Source organism: Methylophaga sp. UBA3603 (assembly GCF_002375335.1).
Lineage (GTDB): Bacteria > Pseudomonadota > Gammaproteobacteria > Nitrosococcales > Methylophagaceae > Methylophaga.
This window is the reverse complement of sequence record NZ_DFMC01000008.1, coordinates 100697-122679: the sequence shown is the minus strand read 5'-3', so window position 1 is coordinate 122679 and position 21983 is coordinate 100697. Positions and strand designations below refer to the sequence as shown.

Here is a 21983-nt window from a genome sequence, read left to right as displayed (position 1 = left end):
CTGGAGCGAAACCCATTAATCCTCTATAGGCGTTACCCGCCAAATGGTATTACCAACGTCATCAGCCACCAGCAAACCGCCTTGATTATCAACGACAACACCGACCGGGCGTCCCATAGCATCGCCGCTGCCATCAACAAATCCAGTCAGAATATCTTGTGGTTTACCAGAGGGTTCACCATTGGAGAAAGGCACAAAGATCACTCTATAGCCACTTAACGGCTTACGATTCCATGAACCATGCTGACCGATAAAAGCCCCATTCTGATATTTATCAGCTAGTAAGTCGTCTTCGTAAAAGGCGAGCCCTATCGAAGCGGTATGTGCACCCAGCGCATAATCCGGCTTGATGGCTTTTTCTACCAAATCAGGGCGTTGTGGTTCAACACGTTCATCAACATATTGTCCATAATAACTATATGGCCAGCCATAGAATCCACCATCCTGCACTGATGTCATGTAATCCGGGACCAGGTCACTACCGATTTCATCGCGCTCGTTAACCGTAGTCCACAACTCACCACTTTCAGGTTGCCAGGCCAGACCATTCGGATTACGCAACCCTGAAGCGAAAAGCCGCTTTTCACCCGTTTCCAGATCTACTTCCAGAATAGCGGCACGATTTTCTTCCGCTTCCATCCCGTATTCAGCAATATTACTGTTTGAACCGACCGTGGCATAAAGTAAAGTGCCATCTTCATTGGCAATAATATTTTTGGTCCAATGATAATTAATTGGGCCACCTGGTAAATCCGTCACATGTACTGGTTCGGCGGTAATTTGCGTCTGCCCTTCTTCATAGGGAAAACGCACAATGCTATCCGTATTAGCAACATAAAAATCATTACCAATCAGCTCCATGCCAAAGGGTGAATGTAAATCATCCAGAAAGACATGGCGTGTTTCAGCTACCCCATCACCATCCTCATCCCGCAGCAATGTAATTCGATCAGCACTGGGCACGGCAGCCCCTGCTTTTTTCATCACCAAACCTTTTATCCAGTCTTTAATACCCGGATCCGGTTTTTCGGTTTTGGGTGCATTTGATTCAGCCACCAATACGTCGCCATTCGGCAACACATACAACCAACGTGGATGATCCAAATCCATAGCAAAACGATTTACCTCCAATCCTTCTGCAGCCAGAGGTTTACCATCTATTGGCCATCCCACTGCCGGCGCGATATTCACTGTTGGTATCAAGGTATTATCCGGTTGGGTTATCAGTGGATCAGGGCCATAATCAGATTGTGGAGGGATTTTAGCGGTATCACCACAACCATTCAGACTAACGGCCAAAACGCCAATAACTGCGCTGTATAGATAACGATGCTGCATATCTCTGCTCCTGAATAAAGAATCAATACCTGAGTCTAACAAGGTTCACCTGAAGTTCGGCTTGCTTTGGGTTAAAGGACATTAAATAAATTGCCTTTATAGTGATTTGGTCATTCCAGTTGAGACAGCGGAATGTTTAATAATTGTGATTGTCTTATTTGGGTCTGTTGAGCTTTCAGAGCCGCCACTGCTGGAATCTCAACAGACCCTAGGTTTTATTTCACTCAATGGAGGTTGCATGCAAATTCAGGTTAATACCGATCGCCACATTCCAGGCGATGACACGCTCACCGACTCTATTCGTGAGGAACTACAACATTCTCTCAAACGATTCGATGAACACGTTACTCGTGTCGAAGTACATCTAAGTGATCAAAACAGTGAAAATCGTGGCGGTGCTGATGATATCCGTTGCCTGATCGAAGCCCGGATAGAAGGCCACCAACCCAACGTGGTCACCCATGACGCCGCGACCATCAAACAGGCGTTTACCGGCGCGACCGATAAAATGAAACGCGTATTGACCACAACGATTGAGCGTATGCAGTCACGCTAAGTTTTCTAACGAATACTGGTTCCCACGGTCCTCCGTGGGAGCCACAAATACACAACGGTATGCACGATTGGTCTAATTGATTTCTTCTGCCTAAGCACTAATTCCTATAATGAACAACATTGCCCCCGTCAGAACCAGTTTTAATAAAGAGGATTTTGTTTTCTCCCTAGTGATCGGTAAGCTTGCTAACATTCTCTTTATAATAAACGTATAAAAAATCAGGCAGCATAATGAATAAAAAGTTACTTTTCGTCATCGGCATAATTCTGTTCGTTGCTATTATCATGATAGCTTCGCGTTTGATAAATACGCCTTCACCCTACCTCACTTCTGACAATGGTCAGGAATTGCCAACCGAGACAACGATTGAGGAAGGTTTTATGGAGGCTGAAAAATTCATTAATTCCAGAGCGCCCATCAAAATCGATGATGAAACTCAGCTTATTAAGGCTTTAGCCGGTCCCAGCGATTTGATGACTTATTATTATTCATTAACCAATGTCACTATTGACGATGTGAATCCGACGGCGGTGTTGGAGGATATCAAACCCAAATTGCTTGCCAGCCTTTGCAGTAATGCTGATATGCAACCTGTTCTAAAGGCGGGTGCCAAGCTTGTTTATGTCTATTCCGATAAAAATAACCAAGATGTTGGCCGTATTGAGGTAGTGGAAGCTGATTGTTAAGACCGCTTTCACCATAAGCAATATAGCGTGCCCACTTTTCTCCACGTTATTTTCGTTATTGTTAAATGGGAACGGACTGTATTTTTGACGGGTCTTTAATTTATCAATAAACCATTTCACGATTACTCTTTAATCAAAAGGCTGATTGTCATGACGAAATACCAAAAGTCACCTAAAGTTGTTGAACAACTATCACCTGAGCAACATTACGTCACCCAACAATGCGGTACTGAACCACCATTCGATAATGCTTATTGGGACAATCACGAAGCTGGGCTTTACGTCGATGTAGTTTCTGGTGAACCCTTATTTGCTTCAGTAGATAAGTTTGATAGCGGAACTGGCTGGCCAAGCTTTACCCGTCCAGTGCAGAATGAAAATGTGAACGAAAATTTTGATGACAGTCTGGGCATGCGCCGTGTTGAGGTTCGCTCAGTACATGGTGACAGTCATTTAGGTCATGTTTTCCCTGATGGCCCTGAAGAAGCAGGAGGAATGCGGTATTGCATCAACTCAGCATCCCTGCGATTTATTCCCGTTGAACAGCTTGAAGCAGAAGGTTACGACGAGTTTAAAAATCTGTTTTCAGAAACTTTAGGTGAAACAAAATGAGCGAGACAAATACTGAACGTGCCGTAATGGCCGGAGGATGTTTCTGGGGGATGCAGGATTTACTTCGAAAATTACCAGGCGTTATCTCATCGCGAGTCGGCTACACCGGCGGCGATATTCCAAATGCCACTTATCCAAACCATGGCACACATGCTGAAGGTATTGAGATCATCTTTAATCCTGAGCAGATTACTTACAGACAGTTACTGGAGTTTTTCTTTCAGATCCATGATCCAACCACTCCTAACCAACAAGGCAATGATCGGGGCATGAGTTATCGTTCAGCAATTTATTACACCAGCGATGAGCAAGCCGAAATTGCCAAGCAGACGATTGAAGATGTAAACCAATCTGGATTATGGCCAGGCAAAGTTGTTACTGAAGTGGAACCTGTCGGTGATTTCTGGGAAGCAGAACCCGAACATCAGGATTACCTGCAACATTATCCAACCGGATATACCTGTCATTATATTCGACCGGATTGGAAGCTATCTTAAGAAAGGAATTGGTTTTATTGATTGAGTCAGCCTCTCCTCAATTAAAACAATAATTTTTCTGATCAGTTGTTGCACCTTCAGCAACAACTGATCGTTATTTTACAATTGGCCCCAACTCTTCAACCAACGTTAATAACTCATTCGTTATCGCAATCAATTCATCCAGTAGCTGTGGAGTGATTTCCAGATGACCTTCATATTCAGCCAGATTGCGTTGCTTATGACATTTATCTAAAACTCGCCACTTGCTAGTTGTCATGCCTACAGTGTGTTCCAAACATTGAAACACCAGATATCGATTGTCTGAGCGGTATCCATGCCAACGCATCGACGCCAAAGACAAAGCATGTGCGGCACCATAAGCTAATGAAAAACGGCTATCGTCGGATAAGCTTTCCACATTGGCATCCTGCAAACGGCGTTTGGCAGAAATCACCATGCCATCAAATTCTTTTTGATCTGCAGGTTCTGTTTTTAAATTGTTAGTTTTTACCAGGTTATCAAGATGCGCTAATGTCATTTTCTGATCCCTTCAGCCAAATCTTCGGTTGGTCCATTACCTTTGAAATAAATGCATTATCTTGCTGCCATTTCTGTTTGAAATGTTCTAATTCATAAACAGAAGGATTGATAGGTCGCGATAAAGCTTTTTCAGCGTCAACAAGACATTCCATCAAATCCGCATAAGCCAAATTATCAGAAATAACCAGCAAATCAATATCACTTTTGGCCGTTGCCTCGCCCTTCGCGATGGAGCCATAGATAAAGGCGCATAAAACGTGCCCATCAACGCGGGTTAAAGCCTGACGAACGACATCAGCTACCCCGAATGTCTTTGTTGCAATCGCCACCAGTTCATCAAATATCGGATTATCTGGATTTGCTTGATAATACTGCTGATTACCTTCTTTCGAACTAATCAATATGCCCGCGCTAGTAAGTTTTTCCAGTTCCCGGGTAACTGTGCCCCGACCCATCGCAGCCATGCGAACAATCTCGTTCGTATAAAAACTTTTATCAGGTTTGCCATATAACAAACCCAGCACACGTTGCTGTGTTTTTGTAAACAATGCTTCAGCGATGGATGTTACTGACATACAACACCATTAATAAAATACCCAATATGGGTACTATAATCCCCATATTGGGTATTTACAATATTGATATAGCTCACAAGAAAAATTAGGGAATAGATCAACTTTATTTTTCAATGTCCTTGTTAGTGTTCCATTCATTAATTACAGGCTAGAATGAACTGTGAAATGAGAAGGTATTAATATGTTCGTTCAGAAAACCATTTAATTTTGAGCAAATTTCAGGCACAAAAAAACCACCCAAAGGTGGTTAATTTTTTGTTTTGGTGGAGGCGGCGGGAATCGAACCCGCGTCCGCGAATCCTCTGCCTTCAGCTCTACATGCTTATTTCATCTATTAATTTAACTTCAAGCTACCCGATGAACAGGGAAAACATGAAGCGATCTTGTTAGGTTTTAGTCAATCAGTACCAAGCATACGTCAAGACGATCTTGTGAGAGTCGACGCCCGATACCAGACGCACAAGCACGGATCTGGTCGGACGGCATTCACTGGTTATTAAGCAGCTAGTGCGTAGTTGTTATCGTTAGCAACTATATTTTTCCAATCTTTTTTACGAGAAGAACTGGAGTACTCGGCATGCACCTTAGGTTTCGTAACCCGCGTCGAAGCCAGGTCGCCCCCAAAGTTTGTTGTACGTTAGTCATTATACGGATTTTAAAGTTCCGTGACGATCTCTTTAAATATTTTTAAACAGTCGTTCTTTATCACGCTGCCAATCACGTTCTTTCATGGTGGCGCGTTTGTCGTGCATTTGCTTGCCTTTAGCCAATGCAATTTCGACCTTGGCCTTGCCCCGCTTCCAATACATGGCAAGGGGGATCAATGTGTAGCCTTTGCGCTCAACTGCGCCAATCAGCTTATTTAGCTCGTTACGATTGAGCAGCAGTTTACGGTCGCGTTGGGGTTCTGGAACGACGTGAGTGGAAGCTGTTTTCAATGCGGTAATTAATGCATTGGCTAACCAGGCTTCGCCATGACGAATCAGCACGTAGCTATCACTCAGCTGAGCTTTGCCTTCACGTAAGCTTTTGACTTCCCAACCCTCCAGCACCAAACCCGCCTCGAATTTTTCTTCTATAAAAAATTCATGACGCGCTTTCCGGTTACGGGCGATAGTGTTATCTGTGTTTTGTGGTTTTTTCTTGGTGGCCATCGCGGCATTATACATGGGCAGATTGCTGCTTGGCTTGAGCATTTTAGGAAATTCGCCCAGAATCGAGACTATTTATTTTTAATGAGTGTGATATGAGTAGACCGTTAAAATCGGTTCATGGTGAGTGGACATCACGCTGGGCCTTCATTCTCGCAGCAACGGGGGCGGCTGTTGGCCTCGGAAATATCTGGAAATTTCCCTATATCGCTGGGGAATATGGCGGCGGCGCATTTGTTCTGGTTTATCTTGCCTGTATCTTTGCCATCGGTGTTCCCATCATGATGGCGGAAATTCTGATTGGTCGACGCGGTCGACAAAACCCTTTTAACAGTCTGGCCAGTCTGGCTGAAGAAGAAAAAGCCTCATCCCTGTGGAAATATCTTGGTTTCGCTGGCGTTTTGGCCGGCTTTTTAATCCTTTCTTATTACAGCGTGATTGCCGGTCAGGCAATTGCTTATGTTCCTCGCTTATTGTTTGGGGTATTTGAAGGTGTGACGGCTGATGGTGCGCGGAACTTACATCTGTCGTTAGTGAAAGATCCAGAAAAACTTTTAGCCTGGCATACGATTTTTATGATGCTGACCATGATGATTGTCAGTCGTGGTGTACAACATGGTCTGGAAAAATCAGTACGCTTTTTAATGCCCTCTTTATTTTTAATCCTGCTGATTCTGGTCGCTTATGCTTATCAAACCGGGGTGTATTTTGATCAAGCGGTAAACTTTATGTTCAAACCGGATTTTTCCAAGCTGACCACTGAGGGTATTCTAACGGCGATGGGACATGCGTTTTTCACGCTAAGCCTGGGCATGGGTGCCATTATGGTTTATGGTTCGTACCTGCCCCAGAAAGCCTCTATTTTTAAAGTCTCTCTGGCGATTTCCTTTATGGATACGGCTGTGGCGATCCTGGCTGGATTGGCGATTTTTCCATTGGTGTTTGCCAATGAAATGTCACCCGGCGCCGGACCAAGTCTGATTTTTGAAACGCTGCCCATTGCCTTTGGTCATATGGAGAATGGCGCATTTTTTGGTGCCATGTTCTTTTTGTTGCTGGTATTTGCAGCTCTGAGTTCAGCGATTTCATTGGTCGAGCCGGTGGTCACCTGGCTGGTCGAAAACTTTGAGATAAAACGGCTTAATGCCTGCATCTGGGTGGGTATATTGGTCTGGCTGTTAGGGCTGTTAAGCTTGTTCTCATTTAATCTGTTGAAAGACTGGACTTGGTTTGATATGACAGCCTTTGAGTTGCTGGATTATCTGACTGCCAATATTATGTTGCCTTTGGGCGGCATGCTCATTGCGATATTTGCCGGATGGATCATGTCGCAACGCAGTACTCAGGAAGAGCTGGGGATTAAATCCAACCTGATTTATCACGAATGGCGCTTTTTGGTTCGTTATGTCACACCAATAGCGATTTTTGTTGTATTCGTAAGTTTGACGGGCGTATTGGATTTCATCTTTTGATTACATTGATTAGAGGTCAGTAGAAATACTCAATGACAACAATTACGCGCAGTTCACTGGTGATGTATTCGCCGGACCAGATGTTTGATCTGGTCAACGATGTGGAAGCTTACCCAAGTTTTCTTCCCTGGTGCCGTGACAGTAAAATTATCAGTAAGAATGATAAGGTGATTTGTGCCACGCTGGATATTGCAAAAGGGGGTATTCATCATGAATTTTCTACCCGCAATACACTGCAACATGGTGAATCCATCCGTATTGAGCTGATTGATGGTCCATTCCGTCATTTAGAAGGATTCTGGCAGTTCAGTCCGATTGGGGATAATGAAGGCTGCCGGGTACAGCTGGATATGGATTTTGAATTTTCCACCCGTTTGCTGGATTTGGCATTGGGTCCGGTATTCACTCAGATATCCGGTTCATTAGTTGAAGCTTTTTGTGTACGAGCCAGAGAAATTTATGGAACACGCTAACGCTGAATTAATCACCGTAGAAGTGGCCTACGCCCTGCCGGATGAACAGGTGATTTTGTCATTGGAAGTTCCGGATAACACTACTGTGGAACAAGCCGTTAAACGCTCCGGTATTCTGGAACGTTATCCACAAATCAATCTTGAAACAGATAAAGTCGGGATTTTCGGCAAAATCTGTAAGTTGAATGCCACGCTCAGTCCAAAAGATCGCATTGAGATCTATCGTCCCTTGATTGCAGATCCCAAAGAATCACGTCGGCAAAAGGCTGAGATGGAAAAGAAAAATAAAACTGCAGAAGCCGCTAACGATTAGATTCCAGCCAATCCAGTTCTGCATCAGTAAAGCCCGCCTGTTTGCGGGCTTCAATATGAAATGGCCCGCGTATCTCACCATTAAAGTAGGTTTTTAATAAGGTCGTGAAGGTGTGGGTGGGTTCCAGATCACGCTGTTCGCATAGATAATTAAACCAACGCGTGCCAATTGCCACATGACCGATTTCTTCACGCAATATCACTTCTAGAATCTCCACCGCTGCCAAATCGCCACTGCCACGCAGTTTAGTCATCATGCCCGGCGTTACATCCAGTCCCCTCGCCTCTAATACCCTTGGTACCAGTGCCATGCGAGTTAAGGGATCGTGATGGGTTTTCTGTGCCATTTCCCATAAACCATCATGTGCCGGAAAATCTCCATAGGCATACCCTGCCTGTTGTAAATGGGCAGATAGCATTGAAAAATGTTTAGCTTCCTCATCAGCAACCTGCAACCAGTCACCATAAAAATCATCTGGCATATTGGCAAAACGGGCGATGGCATCCAATGCTAAATTAATGGCATTAAACTCGATATGACAAATGGCATGAATCAGCGTGGTATGACCGGTTTGCTGATTATTACGTCGACGCGGTAAATCGCGTGGCGAGACCAGGTCGGGCTTATCGGGTCTGCCTGGGATGGCCGGAACATTCAATGGCTGATGCTGAATGACATAACCTTGTTCACGGCATTCAACAGCCAGTTGTCGTGTCTGTTGCGCTTTGTCAGCGGCATCATTAATTAAAAGACATTGTAAAGCGCGGGTGCGTATATCAATATTTGAATCAGCCATCCATTCGTACCCGTGGATCAACAAAAGTATAAGAAATATCGGTCAGTAACAGACCTACGATATATAAGACTGAGCCAAGAAACACCATGGCTCGCACAATGGCAAAATCCTGAGCATGGATGGCGTCAATGGTATAACTGCCCAGGCCTGGAATACCAAAGAATGACTCCAGAATCAGACTGCCCATAAACAAGGTTGGTATTACCACTACCGCGCCAGTCAGAATTGGAATCATCGCGTTTTTTAAAACATGCTGAAACAAAACCCGCACTTCAGATAAGCCTTTTGCTCTGGCGGTGCGGACGTAATCCTTGGAAATTTCTTCCAGAAATAAAGTGCGGTACCAGCGGGATCCCGAGCCAATACCTGAAACAATGCCAATCGCTACCGGTAAAATCAGGAATTTTATCGTACTGAAGCCTTCACCGAAGCCCGAGATAGGTACCAGCTGCATGACTTTGCCGATAACAAACTGCCCGGCAATAATGTAGAACAGACTGGATATCGACATTAAAACAACACACAGCACTACCCCACCGAGATCAACATAAGTTGCCCGAAAAAACACCATCATCAACGCAAAGGTAATATTGACCAGCAAACCAACGATAAATACCGGAATGGCGATCGCCAGACTGGGCCACATACGGGTTTTGATATCATCACCGATATCACGCCCATCATCGGCCTGACCAAATTCAAAGCTGAATAACGCCAGTGATTTATCAAAAAAAATGGTATCGGTGAGTTTTTCGAAACCTTCGGCGGATTCATTCCACAGCAAATCCCGGTCGTAACCACGTTCCTGTTTCCAGGTCGTAATCGCCTGTTCAGTAATGTAACGTTCGCCCAGTTGCATTCGCGCCATATCATCTGGCGTATTAACCATAAAAAATAATGCAAATGTCAGTGCGTTGACACCCAGCAATATAGGAAAGGCATACAGGATACGGCGAATAATATAGGCCAGCATAATTGTCTCAGGCACTGATATAACATTCTGGATAAGGTCATAACGAATTATGGCTTTGGCAGATGTTGGTCAGCTGGGTTACAAAATTAAAGAAAAAACATTGTAACAGCGCAACCCTCAATTGGGTTATCAAGCAATTGGTTTCTTTGACAACTATTAATGATTACTATGGTCACAGGTTTAAATCATTCAGGAGTATCGCATGGCAAAAACAGCATCGGATCTGGTACAGGCAGCAAAAGCATCCATACAGCAAATCAGTGTTTCCCAGTCACAGCAAATGCTGGACGATGACAGCATTGCTCTGGATGTACGTGAGCCTGAAGAGTTCGCTAAGGGTCATATCGCTGATGCCAGACATATTCCTCGCGGCATGCTGGAGTTTTCAATAGAGACACATCCCGATTTTCAGGATAAAACACGTCCTATTGTGGTGTATTGCAAATCAGGCGGTCGCAGTGCATTGGCAACAGCAACCTTGCAACAGCTTGGGTTTACCAATGTCTATTCAATGATCGGGGGCTATGATGCATGGTCTGCGGCATCGAATGATGCTGATTAATTAAACAAGTCTGGAGGGGGAGAGACATGTACACACGCTTTTGGGTAATTATTGCGCTAATGATGGTCAGCCTGTCAGCTATCGCTGCAGAAACAGAGATCATGGTCAGAGCGAAAGCAGTTGATTCGAAATTTATTGGCACCAGTGTCGGTGGTATTCGCGCCATCGTTGAAGATGCTGAAACAGGTGAAATTCTCGATGAAGGATGGATAAACGGTGGCACTGGCGATACAGCGGTGCTTATCGAAAACCCATTAAAACGTGGCGAACGACTGACAGATGATAAAACGGCCGGTTTTTTAGCGAAAGTGGATATTGATGCACCAAGATTACTGCGATTTAAATTAATCGGACCTTATGGTTATCAGCAGGCCTATCAGGAAGCCAGCTTGACCAGCTGGGTGGTGCCTGGAAAAGATATTCTGGGTGATGGCATTATCATTACCATGACCGGCTTTATTGTGGATGCCTGGACCCGTGTTCTGGAGAATGGTCAGGTTGATATTTACACCAAAGCTTCATTGCTCTGTGGTTGCCCAATCACCAAAGACGGTCATTGGCAGTCTGATAATTATGAAGCCAGAGCTATTCTGATGCGCGATGAAGAAACTATTGATGAAGTAACACTGGACTTTACCGGACCAGCTGGCACGTTCAGCGGTAAAACCACGATTACCGAACCCGGCCACTACAAAGCGGTTGTCTATTTATACGATGCAAAAACCGGAAACGTAGGCGTTGATCGTGCGATGTTTGAAATTCCGGAGGCGGAATAAAACCGATTGGCAATTCAGTTGTAACAAATCGCATCAAGATGAGTCTCTTTAATTACTTTTATGAATAAGAGTTTCAGCATGAGATCACAAGGTTATGCAGTCAATGGAGCTGGTCTGGGTTTAAGACGCAGTTTCATTGATGAAATCATGCAGCTGGATCACCCGCCTATCGACTTTATTGAGGTCGCACCAGAAAACTGGATGGAAATGGGCGGTCGGCTGGGCAAAAAACTGCGGGCATTCAGTGAGCGTTTTCCAATGCTATGTCATGGTCTTTCGTTATCACTTGGCAGCCCTGCTCCGCTGGATGAGGCGTTTGTTAAACGTATTAAACACTTTCTGGATCAGCATCAGGTTCGTCTCTACAGTGAGCATCTGAGCTATTGCAGTGATGAGGGTCACCTTTACGATTTGATGCCTATTCCGTTCACTGACGAGGCTGTTGAGCATGTCGCAGAACGCATTCTTCGGGTTCAGGATATTCTGCAACGCCGACTGGTTATCGAGAATGTATCGTACTACGCGGCACCAGGCCGGCAGATAGACGAAATTGAATTTATTAATGCAATACTGGAAAAAGCCGATTGTGAGTTGTTACTTGATGTGAATAACGTCTATGTAAACAGCATTAATCACGGTTATGACGCTAATGCTTATATTGACGCACTTAACAGTAAACGTATCGCTTACCTGCATATTGCCGGTCACTATAATGAAGCAGAAGATCTGATTATCGATACCCATGGTGCAGATGTAATTGATCCGGTTTGGCAACTGCTTGAGCATACTTACCAGCAACATGGAGTGATTCCGACGTTGCTGGAACGGGATTTTAATATCCCTGCTCTCAACACGCTGTTTGAAGAAGTCGGTCACATTCGAGATATCCAATCACAATATCGATCTGAACATGCAGCAAGCGCCTGATTTTAAAACTACCCAACAGCAGTTCACCGCCCATCTGCGTGATCCAGAGAGCATCCCTGAGCCAGCCGATGTTGAATCGCGGCGCATGGCTATTTATCGGCGGCTGATTTATAACAATATTGAAAGCTTTTTAAGCACGGCCTGTCCGGTATTGAAACAAATTCTGGGGGAAATTGCCTGGCATGCACTGGCACGTGACTTTATTCGTGAGCATCGGTGCAGTTCACCCTTATTTAATGATATTGCCCGCGAGTTTGTGCATTATCTCGAAGAACATCCGCAGCAGTATCAGACGTTGCCTTTTCTTGCTGAGCTCGCCCATTACGAATGGGCTGAGTTGGCGCTCGGAATTGCCAATGCGGATTTTGTGAAGCGTGAAGTGACTGAACAGCAAGATATCCTGCAACTCTCTCTGCAACGCTCCCCCCTGAGCTGGACTTTTGCTTATGATTACCCCGTGCATCAAATCGGGCCGGATAATCTGCCTGATAAAGCTGCCGAAACGCCATTTTTTCTGTTGTTATATCGAAATGCTGATGATCAGGTGAAGTTTATTGAGCTTAATCCCGTTAGTGCACGGTTACTTGATCTATTAGATGACGGTCAGACTGGCCAGCAAGCCGCTGAAGCCATTTCTGAGGTATTGCAGCATCCCAACCCCGAAGTTGTGTTACAAGGCGCAAAACAGTTGATAGAGGACTGGTTGGAACGCGGCATTGTGATCTAAAGACATAAAAAAACCGGACTGGTAAACCAGCCCGGTTTTAATCTAACTAAATCCTGTTGCTTTTAGTTAGTAGCAAGCTCAATGGCTTCAGCCGCTAAACGGGTAATTTCATCCCAGTTTTCCGCTTCTACCAGATTCGCTGCACACATCCATGAACCGCCTACACAACCTACGTTAGGTAAGCTGTAGTAGTTTTTCACATTCTTCTGACTGACACCGCCGGTTGGGCAGAACAGAATTTGTGGAATTGGGGCACCAATTGATTTCAGCATGGGTACACCGCCAGCCGCTTCAGCCGGGAAGAACTTCATCGCGGTAATGCCACGCTCTAATAAGCGCATGGCTTCACTAGGATTGGCTACGCCCGGTAATAAAGGCACACCGGTTTTTAATGCGGCTTCAATCAAGGTATCTGTGGTACCAGGACTGACAATAAATTCTGCACCCGCATCAATCGCTGCATTTAACGTTTCGATGTTGATAATGGTCCCAGCACCGACAATCGCATCTGGCACTTCAGCTTTAATACGACGGATGGATTCCAGCGCTGCATCAGTGCGCAGCGTGATCTCCAATACTTTCAGACCACCTTTGACCAACGCATTGGCCAAAGGCACTGCATGTTCAACATTATTAATAACCATCACCGGGACAATCGGTGAAACTTGCATAATTTCGTGAATCGTTTTGCTCATAAAAAATAGATATCCCTAATTCTGGTGAAGATTATTCAACGTTGAACATATTGATAGCGCCTTCTTCAGCTGAAGATACGCCTGCCCGGAAACTGTCAAACAATTCGCGACCACTACCGTAATGATGTTCAGTATTGGCCATCATGCAAGACAGACGAGCATTAAACTCTTCATCATCTACCAGCACATTCATAATGCCTCTTTCGGTATCGAGATGAATAATATCGCCATCTTTGATTCGGGTCAGTGGACCACCTTCTGCAGATTCAGGACACATTTGAATGGCAGACGGGACTTTACCTGACGCACCAGACATACGACCGTCAGTGACCAACGCCACTTTAAATCCACGATCCTGTAATACGCCCAGCGGTGAACTGAGTTTATGCAGTTCCGGCATACCATTGGATTTTGGTCCCTGGAATCGTAAGACCACGATAACGTCTCTTTCCAGTTCGCCATTTTTGAATGCAGCAACGGCATCGTCCTGATCATCAAATACCAGAGCAGGTGCCTCTACAACACGATGCTCAACATCTACCGCAGAAACTTTCGATACGCCACGTCCCAGATTACCTTTAATCAGATGTACACCACCTGACTTGGCAAACGGTTGTTCAACTGTGCCAATAACTTCTTTATCCAGGGATTCTTTAGGACCTTCCTGCCAAATCAGTTTGCCATCAATGATTTTTGGCTCCTGACTGTATTGTTTCAAGCCTTTTTCATTACCAACCGTAATGATGTCTTCGTGTAACAAGCCCTGAGATAATAATTCCTGAATTAATACGCCCATGCCACCAGCTGCCTGGAAGTGATTCACATCGGCACTGCCGTTTGGATAGACTCGGCTTAATAAAGGAATGATTTGTGACAGACGATCAAAATCGTCCCAGTTGATTAAGATACCGGCAGCCCGGGCTACTGCAACAATGTGCATGGTGTGGTTGGTTGAACCACCCGTTGCCAGCAGGCCAATAATCGCATTAAGAATTGCTTTTTCATCGATCATATGACCGATTGGACGGTAATCGTTACCCAGTGCGGTAAATTTCAATACCTGACGGGCTGCTTCTTTCGTTAATTCGTCACGTAATGGGGTATTAGGATTGATAAACGTACCACCCGGCAAATGCAGCCCCATGATTTCAACCATCATCTGGTTGCTGTTGGCCGTACCGTAGAAAGTACAGGTACCAGGACTATGGTAAGACTCTGACTCTGCTTTAAGCAGTTCTTCGCGACCTACTTTGCCTTCAGCAAACAATTGGCGGATACGAACTTTTTCTTTATTCGGCAGACCACTTGGCATCGGACCTGCCGGCACAAAGATGGTCGGCAAATGACCGAAGCTTAACGCCCCGATCAACAAGCCAGGTACGATCTTGTCACAGACACCCAGCATCATTGCGGCATCAAACATATTATGACTTAGACCGACAGCTGTGGACATTGCGATGACATCACGGCTGAACAGCGACAGATCCATACCCGGATAACCCTGAGTAATACCATCACACATCGCCGGTACACCGCCAGCAAACTGGGCAACCCCACCAGCTTCGTTGGCAGCTTCTTTGATAAGTGGCGGAAAGTCCTTATAAGGTTGATGTGCAGAAAGCATATCGTTATAAGCTGAAATAATGCCGATATTGGCTTTTTTGTCACCAGCCAGATCACTTTTTTCAGTTGCTGCACAGGCAGCAAAACCATGAGCCAGATTACCACAGCCAAGCGTCAGACGATGAGGACCCTGCCCTGCAGCTTCGTCAACACGAGCAAGATAAGCCGTGCGAGTTTTTTTACTTCTTTCGATCACTTCGTTGGTGAGCGAGTCTAAAACTGGATGAACCATAAAGTTAAGTCTCTCTTTCGTTTACTTGTACTATCGAAGTAGCGGGATTTGAGGCCGCTTGATTGCAGCGGCGTTTATCCATCAGATCTAATATTCAGACAGCGCATTATAGTCCTTATCACTCTTTTTCGCACTGTTTCTGGGCTTATGTCATCTTAATGCTCAAATACCTGCTTTTGGTTTTATTGTTGCCGTACCGCATCAATCGCAGAAAAATACTGGGTTAGCTGTTTAATGATTTGTCATTTATGGGACAACTTCCCAACGCTAAAATCTGCACATAGTTGGTATTTAGAACATCAATTTTTGCAAACTGCGGCAGTTAAATGCATCGCCATAAGGATTTTCCAGTAGTGCTTCGGTATGATGTCACGCTGTTTTTCATCGACATATCGATGAGTTACCACTTAATTGAAAGGTGAATTCAATGACCGAAGGTAAACGCCTCCGTCAGGTAAAAAGCTTTGTGAAACGTGAGGGTCGCTTAACCCCTGGTCAACAAAAAGCACTGGATGTTTTATGGCCAAAGTTTGGTATTGAAGCCGATAACCAACCTATTGATATGCAAGCGCTGTTTGGGCGTAACGCTCCAGTGGTGTTTGAAATCGGATTTGGTAATGGTGCTTCGTTGATTGAAATGGCCATCCACCAACCAGAGAACGACTTCATTGGCGTGGAGGTCCATCGACCAGGTGTGGGGCAACTGTTAAAAGCTATCGAAGAAAATAATTTAACTAATGTGCGGGTGGCATGCACGGATGCCGTGGAATTACTCAAAAATCAGGTTGCGGATAATACTCTGCATCGCGTGCAACTATATTTTCCGGATCCCTGGCATAAAAAACGTCATCATAAACGTCGAATTATCCAGCCAGCCTTTGTTAACGTCCTGGCACAAAAAATACAGTCGGGCGGTTTTCTGCATATGGCAACAGACTGGCAGGATTATGCAGAACAAATGTTGCAGGATCTGTCGGCAAGTCATGATTTTATCAACACCAGCATATCAGGTGATTATATTCCGCGGCCGGAGTACCGTCCCTTAACCAAGTTTGAACAGCGAGGCCATCGACTGGGACATGGAGTATGGGATTTATTATTTCAGCGTCGATAATTGTTACAAACTTGCTTCATTTGCATGCATAAGCTAGTTTTGCCTTAATTAACAACTAATCACTTACCAGGTAACGCTGCCATGACCATGTCCCGTACAACCCAATTTGGTTTTTATCTTTTATTAGGGGCAGCCAGTAATTCTGCAGCCGCAGCGGGCTATGCCCTGATAGAACAAAGCATTACGGGGTTGGGACGCGCCTTTTCAGGTAGTGCTGCAGTGGCGGATGATGCCAGTACAATTTTTTTCAATCCGGCTGGCATGACAAGTTTATCCCGTAAAGAAATGAATATGGGGCTCAATCTGATCGCACCCCGGGCAGAATTCTCCGATCGCGGTTCTAATGCCAATGGCACACCATTAACCGGTGGTGATGGCAGCAATGCCGGTGAACTGGCTGCAGTTCCTAATTTTTATTATGCTCACCCGTTAAATGACAAGACTGTCGTAGGAATTGGTGTGGGCGCGCCCTTCGGTCTGGTGACCGATTATGGCGATAGCTGGCAGGGGCGTTATCATGCGATTCGTTCGGATCTGCTTACGGTTAATATTAATCCCAGCATCGCTTTTAAAACTACCGAAAAACTCTCGTTAGGGTTTGGTATCAACCTTCAATATATAGATTTGGAACTAAGTCAGGCAGCGAATTTTGGTGCTTTTACGGGTGCACCTCAACAAAATGATGGTCGAGTACGTTTAACTGCAGATGATTGGAGCTGGGGATACAACCTCGGTATGACTTATCAGTTTACTGAAGCAACGCGTCTGGGCATTAGTTATCGTTCAAAAATAACCCATGATTTGACTGGTGATGGGGAGTTTCGTATCCCAGAGAATTTTAGCGCTGCTGCTGCCGCCTCAGGTATTCGGGATGGAAACATTGGTGGCCGGGTAACCTTGCCTGAATCGGCATCCATCGCTCTGATTCACCAATTAAATTCACAGTGGTCCGTTATGGCCGATGCCAGTTGGACACGTTGGAGTCGCTTTGAAGAATTACGTATTAATTCTGATGTGAGGTCATTAAATTCTGTTAAAGAAGAAGACTGGGAAAATTCCATGCGCTATGGGCTTGGCGTGGAATATAAAGCTAATGACCGTTGGTCCTGGCGCGCTGGCGTCGCCTATGATGAAACACCGATTCCCAATGCACAACGTCGAACACCCCGTATTCCGGACAGTGATCGTACCTGGTTAGCTTTGGGGGCAAGTTATCACTACAGCGAAAATATAATTTTGGATGCTGCCTATTCGCACATATTTATGAAAGATACCAGCATCGATGATACTGATTCAAATGGAAATCAGTTACTAGGAAGTTATAAAAATTCAGTTGATATCGTCGGCGTTCAATTACGCTGGCTCTTTGATTAATTATGTCCGCTGCTCATGATTACATTTCTCCGGATCAGGCTCGGACGCTGTACGGCTTAGCTTGTGAACGGATAAAAAGAAGTCCTGATAAAGATGCCTATGGCTTTTTTGATAATGATAAGAAAAGCTGGGAAAGTTTAACTTGGCAACAGGTTGCTGACGAAATAACCCACTGGCAACAAGCGCTGCAACAGGAAAATCTGCGTAAGGGTGATCGGGTTGCAATCAATTTACGTAATAGCAAAGAGTGGATATTTTTCGATCTGGCAGCCTTAAGTCTGGGGCTGGTAGTGGTGCCACTTTACCCCGATGACCGGCCGGATAACGTTGCGTATATATTACAGGATGCTGATGTACGTTTATTGTTAGTAAACAGCTCCAGACAATGGTCAGCCATTCAAGCCGTATTACCCGAAGAACATTCTGTCAAACGAGTGCTGCTGTTCCATGATGAATCGACAACAGATAACGAATCCTCCACGATATCGCTGCAGAACTGGCTTGATACAGCTTTTTCTGCTGAGTTGAAACTACCCCACTGTGCACCAGAACAATTGGCATCGATTATCTATACTTCTGGCACCACTGGCCGATCTAAAGGGGTCATGCTCAGCCATCATAATATGTTGTCGGTGGCCTATGGTTCGTTGCAGTTTTTTGAAATCCTGCCTGATGATATTTTCTTGTCCTTTTTACCACTATCACACACATTGGAACGAACTGGCGGCTATTATCTGCCGATGATGGCTGGTTCAAAAGTAGTTTTCTCTCGCAGTATTCCCCTGCTTGCTGACGATATGCGGCAAGTCCAACCCACCATCATGATTGCTGTGCCCAGAATTTTCGAGCGGATTTATGATCGGGTTCATAAACAACTTGCTGAAGGCAGCTGGCTTAAACGTCGAATTTTCAAACTGGCGGTGAAGGTCGGTTGGAAACGCTTTCAGTACCAACAGGGTCGGAAATATTGGTCGCCATCTCTGCTGTTATGGCCATTGCTGCATAAACTGGTTGTGAGCAAATTTCATCAGCGTCTTGGCGGCAAACTGCGTTTAGCTGTCAGTGGTGGTGCTGCTTTACCCACCCACGCCGCTAAATTGTTTATTGGATTGGATTTAGTTCTGCTGCAGGGTTATGGCCTGACTGAGACCAGTCCGGTGATTAGTGTTAATGAACCTTCCAGTAATGATCCTGGCAGCGTAGGACGCGCTATTCAGGGTGTAGAAGTCCGTATTGGCAAGGATGAAGAGCTTGAGGTAAAAGGTCCGGGCAATATGCTGGGCTATTGGAATAATCATAAAGCAACGGCACAGACGATTGATGCTGATGGCTGGCTGCATACCGGTGATAAAGCCCACATCAGCGAAAGCGGACATATTTATATTATTGGCCGAATCAAAGATATTCTGGTGCTCAATAATGGCGAAAAAGTCCCGCCTGCCGATATTGAAGCCGCCATAGTCAGCAATGGCCTGATTGATCAGGCGTTAGTCGTTGGTGAAGGGCAACCTTATTTGGCCGCTTTACTGGTGATTAATGGCGAAAGCTGGCCGCAGATTGCGCAGCAACTCGGTTTGGATCCCTTGCAGAATGAAAGTCTTGGCTCAAAAGTTTTACAGCAGCATTTTGTCCGCTTACTCAGACAGTGGTTATTTGAATTTCCGGCCTATGCCAGGATTCGGCGAGTACATCTGACTTTGCAACCCTGGACGATTGAAAATGGTTTGCTGACGCCTACTTTAAAAGTTAAACGTGCGCTGGTTGAGCAAAGGTATGATAAGGAAATTAAGGCCCTGTATCACGACACCTCAAGCTGAGGCAGATAACGGCTCATTAATGAAATCTGGGATATGCCGCATGATGGCTTCTACTGTGTGGAATGAGCCAAAAATTAAGATACGGTCCCCTTCACTAGCATTAGCTAAAGCCAAATCATAGGCCTGTTCCACTACTTCACTGGTATGAATGCGATCATTGGAAATTTTACCTTGCAGGCCAGTTGCCAAATCTTCTGCAGACTGCCCTCTGCTTCCATTTAAGCCACCAAGAAACCAATTATCTATCACTGGAATCAAGGCATCAAAAACCGCTTGGCTGTCTTTATCACGCAACATGGCGATCACCGCATGGGTTTTGCCATGACAAGGAATTTCCGTTAATAGTTTTGCCAGATTTTCAGCACCCTGTTGATTATGTGTTACATCAAAAATATGGGTAACGGGTCCATCAATCATCTGAAACCGGCCAGCGAGTCTGACGTGAGCCAACCCATCACGGATGGCTGTTTCATTGATTTTTCCCATTCCGGAATCTTTCAGCAGGCTGATGACCTGTAGCACAGCCGCGCTGTTCTGAATCTGATAACACCCCAGTAAGGCCGGCATCGGTAATCCCGTGAACTGATAATCGGCATTTTGCCAATGCCATACATTTTTATCAGATTGAGCATTGAAATCTTTGCCAGCAATATACGCTGGCGAGCTTAATTTCTGAGCGCTCTCAATAACGGTGACTGGCGGAGAATGTTCACTGCAGACGACAGGGTTGTTTGCCCGCATTATGCCGGCTTTTTCAATACCAATCTTTTCCCGGGTATCGCCAAGCCAAACTGTATGATCCAGACCTATCGGCGTAATCAGCGCAATATCGGCGTCAAACAGATTCACCGCATCAAGCCGTCCGCCCATACCAACTTCCAAAATCGCGATATCAATATTCTGTCTACAGAAGATATCTGCTGCAGCGAGCGTGGCAAATTCGAAATAGCTCAGAGAAATGTCACCACGTGCGGTATCAACCCGCTCGAAAGCTTCACATATCTGTTGATCAGTCGCCGTTTGACCATCAACTAAGATGCGTTCGTTATAACGCAACAGATGTGGCGAAGTGTAACAGGCTGTTCGATAGCCGGCAGCTGAGAGTATAGAGGCCAATAATGCAACAGAAGAGCCTTTACCGTTGGTGCCGGCAACCGTCACCACCCGAAAAGGCAGTCTGTTGTCGTCATACATCTGCTGCCAGACAGCACGCACCCGATCCAAGCCGGGATCTATCTCAGTAAAATGTAGCTTTTCCTGCCATGCCAGCCACTGTGGCAAGCTATTAAATCGCATAAACTATGGTTTAAACAGCAATACGATTTTGCATCATGGTTAACAGATTATTCAGACGATCGCGCATTTCACGGCGATCAATAATCATGTCGATGGCACCATGTTCCAGCAAAAACTCACTGCGTTGGAAACCTTCAGGTAATTTTTCACGAACGGTCTGTTCGATAACGCGTGGACCAGCGAAACCAATTAAAGCTTTTGGTTCAGCCACATTAACATCACCAAGCATTGCCAGACTGGCTGAAACACCACCCATGGTGGGATCGGTCATCACCGAAATAAACGGGATGCCAGCCTCTTCAAGCTGTGATAAAACAGCACTTGTTTTAGCCATCTGCATCAGTGAAAACAAGCCTTCCTGCATGCGCGCTCCACCACTGGCGGAAAAACATATCAACGGAAGTTTCTTGGCCAAGGCAACCTTTGCAGCTCGGACAAACTTTTCACCGACCACGGAGCCCATTGAACCACCCATAAAACCAAAATCAAACGCAACCACCACAACAGGTAAGCCTTTAAGCGTGCCTTGCATGGCTAAAAGTGCATCGTTCTCACCGGTATTTTTTTGTGCCTGGGTAATACGATCACGATAACGTTTACTGTCTTTGAATTTAAGAGTGTCGACAGGTTTAACTTCGGTACCAATTTCCTGGCGATTATCTTCATCCAGAAAACTTTTCAGTCGATCACGGGCATTTATCCGTTGATGGTGATCACATTTGGGACATACCATCTGGTTACGCTCAAGCTCAGCCCGATAAAGCACATTGTCACATGCTGGACACTTGCACCAGACACCTTCAGGTACCGAGCGGCTGCGGCCACTGGTGCGGATTTTCGATGGAAGTAATCTTTCAAACCAACTCATTTTGTCAC

General features: G+C 45.3%; 24 protein-coding genes and 1 other RNA gene. 14 read left to right on the top strand and 11 right to left on the bottom strand.

Annotation, left to right across the window (positions count from 1 at the left end; translation table 11 throughout):
- Positions 1 to 15: 15 nt before the first annotated feature.
- Entirely contained in the window at positions 16 to 1338 is a 1323-nt protein-coding gene (locus B4F66_RS06045; protein ID WP_292357517.1) for a PQQ-dependent sugar dehydrogenase, read from the bottom strand.
- Positions 1339 to 1576: 238 nt separating this feature from the next.
- Between B4F66_RS06045 and B4F66_RS06040 the strand changes: the two genes are divergently transcribed.
- The 4 genes from B4F66_RS06040 to msrA all read left to right on the top strand — a co-directional run bounded on the left by B4F66_RS06040 (position 1577) and on the right by msrA (position 3689).
- Positions 1577 to 1894 carry an HPF/RaiA family ribosome-associated protein gene (locus B4F66_RS06040; RefSeq protein ID WP_292357519.1) on the top strand — a complete coding sequence of 106 codons (318 nt, stop codon included), beginning with the start codon at positions 1577 to 1579 and terminating at the stop codon, positions 1892 to 1894.
- A gap of 230 nt (positions 1895 to 2124) precedes the next feature.
- Positions 2125 to 2580 (top strand): DUF8479 domain-containing protein, encoded by a 456-nt coding sequence (locus tag B4F66_RS06035; protein WP_292357521.1) that lies wholly within the window; start codon positions 2125 to 2127, stop codon positions 2578 to 2580.
- Positions 2581 to 2730: 150 nt separating this feature from the next.
- Positions 2731 to 3192 (top strand): peptide-methionine (R)-S-oxide reductase MsrB, encoded by a 462-nt coding sequence (msrB, locus tag B4F66_RS06030; RefSeq protein ID WP_292357523.1) that lies wholly within the window; start codon positions 2731 to 2733, stop codon positions 3190 to 3192.
- On the top strand, positions 3189 to 3689 hold the full coding sequence (gene msrA / locus B4F66_RS06025; protein ID WP_292357525.1) for a peptide-methionine (S)-S-oxide reductase MsrA: 501 nt from the start codon (positions 3189 to 3191) through the stop codon (positions 3687 to 3689). Before msrB ends, msrA begins: the two co-directional genes overlap by 4 nt.
- 94 nt (positions 3690 to 3783) lie before the next feature.
- Here msrA and B4F66_RS06020 read toward each other — a convergent pair whose 3' ends face one another.
- The 4 genes from B4F66_RS06020 to smpB all read right to left on the bottom strand — a co-directional run bounded on the left by B4F66_RS06020 (position 3784) and on the right by smpB (position 5940).
- Positions 3784 to 4209 carry a hypothetical protein gene (locus B4F66_RS06020; RefSeq protein WP_292357527.1) on the bottom strand — a complete coding sequence of 142 codons (426 nt, stop codon included), beginning with the start codon at positions 4207 to 4209 and terminating at the stop codon, positions 3784 to 3786.
- A complete protein-coding gene (locus B4F66_RS06015; RefSeq protein WP_292357529.1) occupies positions 4190 to 4786 on the bottom strand; it encodes a nucleotidyltransferase domain-containing protein in 597 nt (198 codons plus the stop codon). Before B4F66_RS06015 ends, B4F66_RS06020 begins: the two co-directional genes overlap by 20 nt.
- A gap of 261 nt (positions 4787 to 5047) precedes the next feature.
- Positions 5048 to 5408, bottom strand: a transfer-messenger RNA (tmRNA) gene (gene ssrA / locus B4F66_RS06010).
- A 55-nt stretch (positions 5409 to 5463) separates the two neighbouring features.
- Positions 5464 to 5940, bottom strand: coding sequence for an SsrA-binding protein SmpB (gene smpB / locus B4F66_RS06005; RefSeq protein WP_292357723.1), 477 nt, complete (start codon positions 5938 to 5940; stop codon positions 5464 to 5466).
- Positions 5941 to 6032: 92 nt separating this feature from the next.
- On the opposite strand from smpB, the gene B4F66_RS06000 reads away from it, so the two are divergent.
- From B4F66_RS06000 to B4F66_RS05990, 3 genes are read left to right on the top strand one after another with little or no spacing between them, the layout of a single operon-like run.
- Positions 6033 to 7409, top strand: a complete 1377-nt coding sequence (locus B4F66_RS06000; RefSeq protein WP_292357530.1) for a sodium-dependent transporter — start codon at positions 6033 to 6035, stop codon at positions 7407 to 7409.
- Between the two features lie 32 nt (positions 7410 to 7441).
- Complete coding sequence (locus B4F66_RS05995; RefSeq protein WP_292357532.1) at positions 7442 to 7882, top strand: type II toxin-antitoxin system RatA family toxin; 441 nt, start codon at positions 7442 to 7444, stop codon at positions 7880 to 7882.
- Positions 7869 to 8195 (top strand): RnfH family protein, encoded by a 327-nt coding sequence (locus B4F66_RS05990; RefSeq protein ID WP_292357533.1) that lies wholly within the window; start codon positions 7869 to 7871, stop codon positions 8193 to 8195. The genes B4F66_RS05995 and B4F66_RS05990 overlap by 14 nt, the downstream gene beginning before the upstream one ends.
- On the opposite strand, the gene B4F66_RS05985 is transcribed toward B4F66_RS05990, so the two are convergent.
- Positions 8185 to 8991 (bottom strand): ferritin-like domain-containing protein, encoded by an 807-nt coding sequence (locus B4F66_RS05985; protein WP_292357535.1) that lies wholly within the window; start codon positions 8989 to 8991, stop codon positions 8185 to 8187. The genes B4F66_RS05990 and B4F66_RS05985 overlap by 11 nt on opposite strands.
- Positions 8984 to 9964, bottom strand: a complete 981-nt coding sequence (locus B4F66_RS05980) for an ABC transporter permease (protein ID WP_292357537.1) — start codon at positions 9962 to 9964, stop codon at positions 8984 to 8986. Before B4F66_RS05980 ends, B4F66_RS05985 begins: the two co-directional genes overlap by 8 nt.
- A gap of 202 nt (positions 9965 to 10166) precedes the next feature.
- Here B4F66_RS05980 and B4F66_RS05975 point away from each other — a divergent pair, with 202 nt between their 5' ends.
- The 4 genes from B4F66_RS05975 to B4F66_RS05960 all read left to right on the top strand — a co-directional run bounded on the left by B4F66_RS05975 (position 10167) and on the right by B4F66_RS05960 (position 12956).
- Positions 10167 to 10526 (top strand): rhodanese-like domain-containing protein, encoded by a 360-nt coding sequence (locus B4F66_RS05975; protein WP_292357538.1) that lies wholly within the window; start codon positions 10167 to 10169, stop codon positions 10524 to 10526.
- 26 nt (positions 10527 to 10552) lie between these two features.
- Positions 10553 to 11302, top strand: a complete 750-nt coding sequence (locus tag B4F66_RS05970) for a hypothetical protein (RefSeq protein ID WP_292357540.1) — start codon at positions 10553 to 10555, stop codon at positions 11300 to 11302.
- A 78-nt stretch (positions 11303 to 11380) separates the two neighbouring features.
- On the top strand, positions 11381 to 12229 hold the full coding sequence (locus B4F66_RS05965) for an HvfB family MNIO-type RiPP peptide maturase (RefSeq protein ID WP_292357542.1): 849 nt from the start codon (positions 11381 to 11383) through the stop codon (positions 12227 to 12229).
- On the top strand, positions 12213 to 12956 hold the full coding sequence (locus B4F66_RS05960; RefSeq protein ID WP_292357544.1) for an HvfC family RiPP maturation protein: 744 nt from the start codon (positions 12213 to 12215) through the stop codon (positions 12954 to 12956). Before B4F66_RS05965 ends, B4F66_RS05960 begins: the two co-directional genes overlap by 17 nt.
- A gap of 62 nt (positions 12957 to 13018) precedes the next feature.
- Here B4F66_RS05960 and B4F66_RS05955 read toward each other — a convergent pair whose 3' ends face one another.
- Both B4F66_RS05955 and edd read right to left on the bottom strand, forming a co-directional pair.
- Positions 13019 to 13651 carry a bifunctional 4-hydroxy-2-oxoglutarate aldolase/2-dehydro-3-deoxy-phosphogluconate aldolase gene (locus B4F66_RS05955; protein WP_014707368.1) on the bottom strand — a complete coding sequence of 211 codons (633 nt, stop codon included), beginning with the start codon at positions 13649 to 13651 and terminating at the stop codon, positions 13019 to 13021.
- Between the two features lie 31 nt (positions 13652 to 13682).
- Entirely contained in the window at positions 13683 to 15506 is a 1824-nt protein-coding gene (gene edd, locus B4F66_RS05950; RefSeq protein WP_292357546.1) for a phosphogluconate dehydratase, read from the bottom strand.
- 427 nt (positions 15507 to 15933) lie between these two features.
- Between edd and trmB the strand changes: the two genes are divergently transcribed.
- The 3 genes from trmB (at position 15934) to B4F66_RS05935 (ending at position 19811) form a co-directional block, all read left to right on the top strand.
- On the top strand, positions 15934 to 16620 hold the full coding sequence (gene trmB, locus B4F66_RS05945) for a tRNA (guanosine(46)-N7)-methyltransferase TrmB (protein WP_292357548.1): 687 nt from the start codon (positions 15934 to 15936) through the stop codon (positions 16618 to 16620).
- 81 nt (positions 16621 to 16701) lie between these two features.
- Positions 16702 to 17994 carry an OmpP1/FadL family transporter gene (locus tag B4F66_RS05940; RefSeq protein WP_292357550.1) on the top strand — a complete coding sequence of 431 codons (1293 nt, stop codon included), beginning with the start codon at positions 16702 to 16704 and terminating at the stop codon, positions 17992 to 17994.
- 2 nt (positions 17995 to 17996) lie between these two features.
- Positions 17997 to 19811 carry an AMP-dependent synthetase/ligase gene (locus B4F66_RS05935; RefSeq protein WP_292357552.1) on the top strand — a complete coding sequence of 605 codons (1815 nt, stop codon included), beginning with the start codon at positions 17997 to 17999 and terminating at the stop codon, positions 19809 to 19811.
- Here the strand turns inward: B4F66_RS05935 and folC are convergent.
- Both folC and accD read right to left on the bottom strand, forming a co-directional pair.
- Entirely contained in the window at positions 19803 to 21107 is a 1305-nt protein-coding gene (folC, locus tag B4F66_RS05930; RefSeq protein ID WP_292357554.1) for a bifunctional tetrahydrofolate synthase/dihydrofolate synthase, read from the bottom strand. The two genes, B4F66_RS05935 and folC, sit on opposite strands and share 9 nt — an antisense overlap.
- Positions 21108 to 21117: 10 nt before the next feature.
- Complete coding sequence (gene accD, locus B4F66_RS05925) at positions 21118 to 21975, bottom strand: acetyl-CoA carboxylase, carboxyltransferase subunit beta (RefSeq protein ID WP_292357556.1); 858 nt, start codon at positions 21973 to 21975, stop codon at positions 21118 to 21120.
- Positions 21976 to 21983 lie beyond the last annotated feature (8 nt).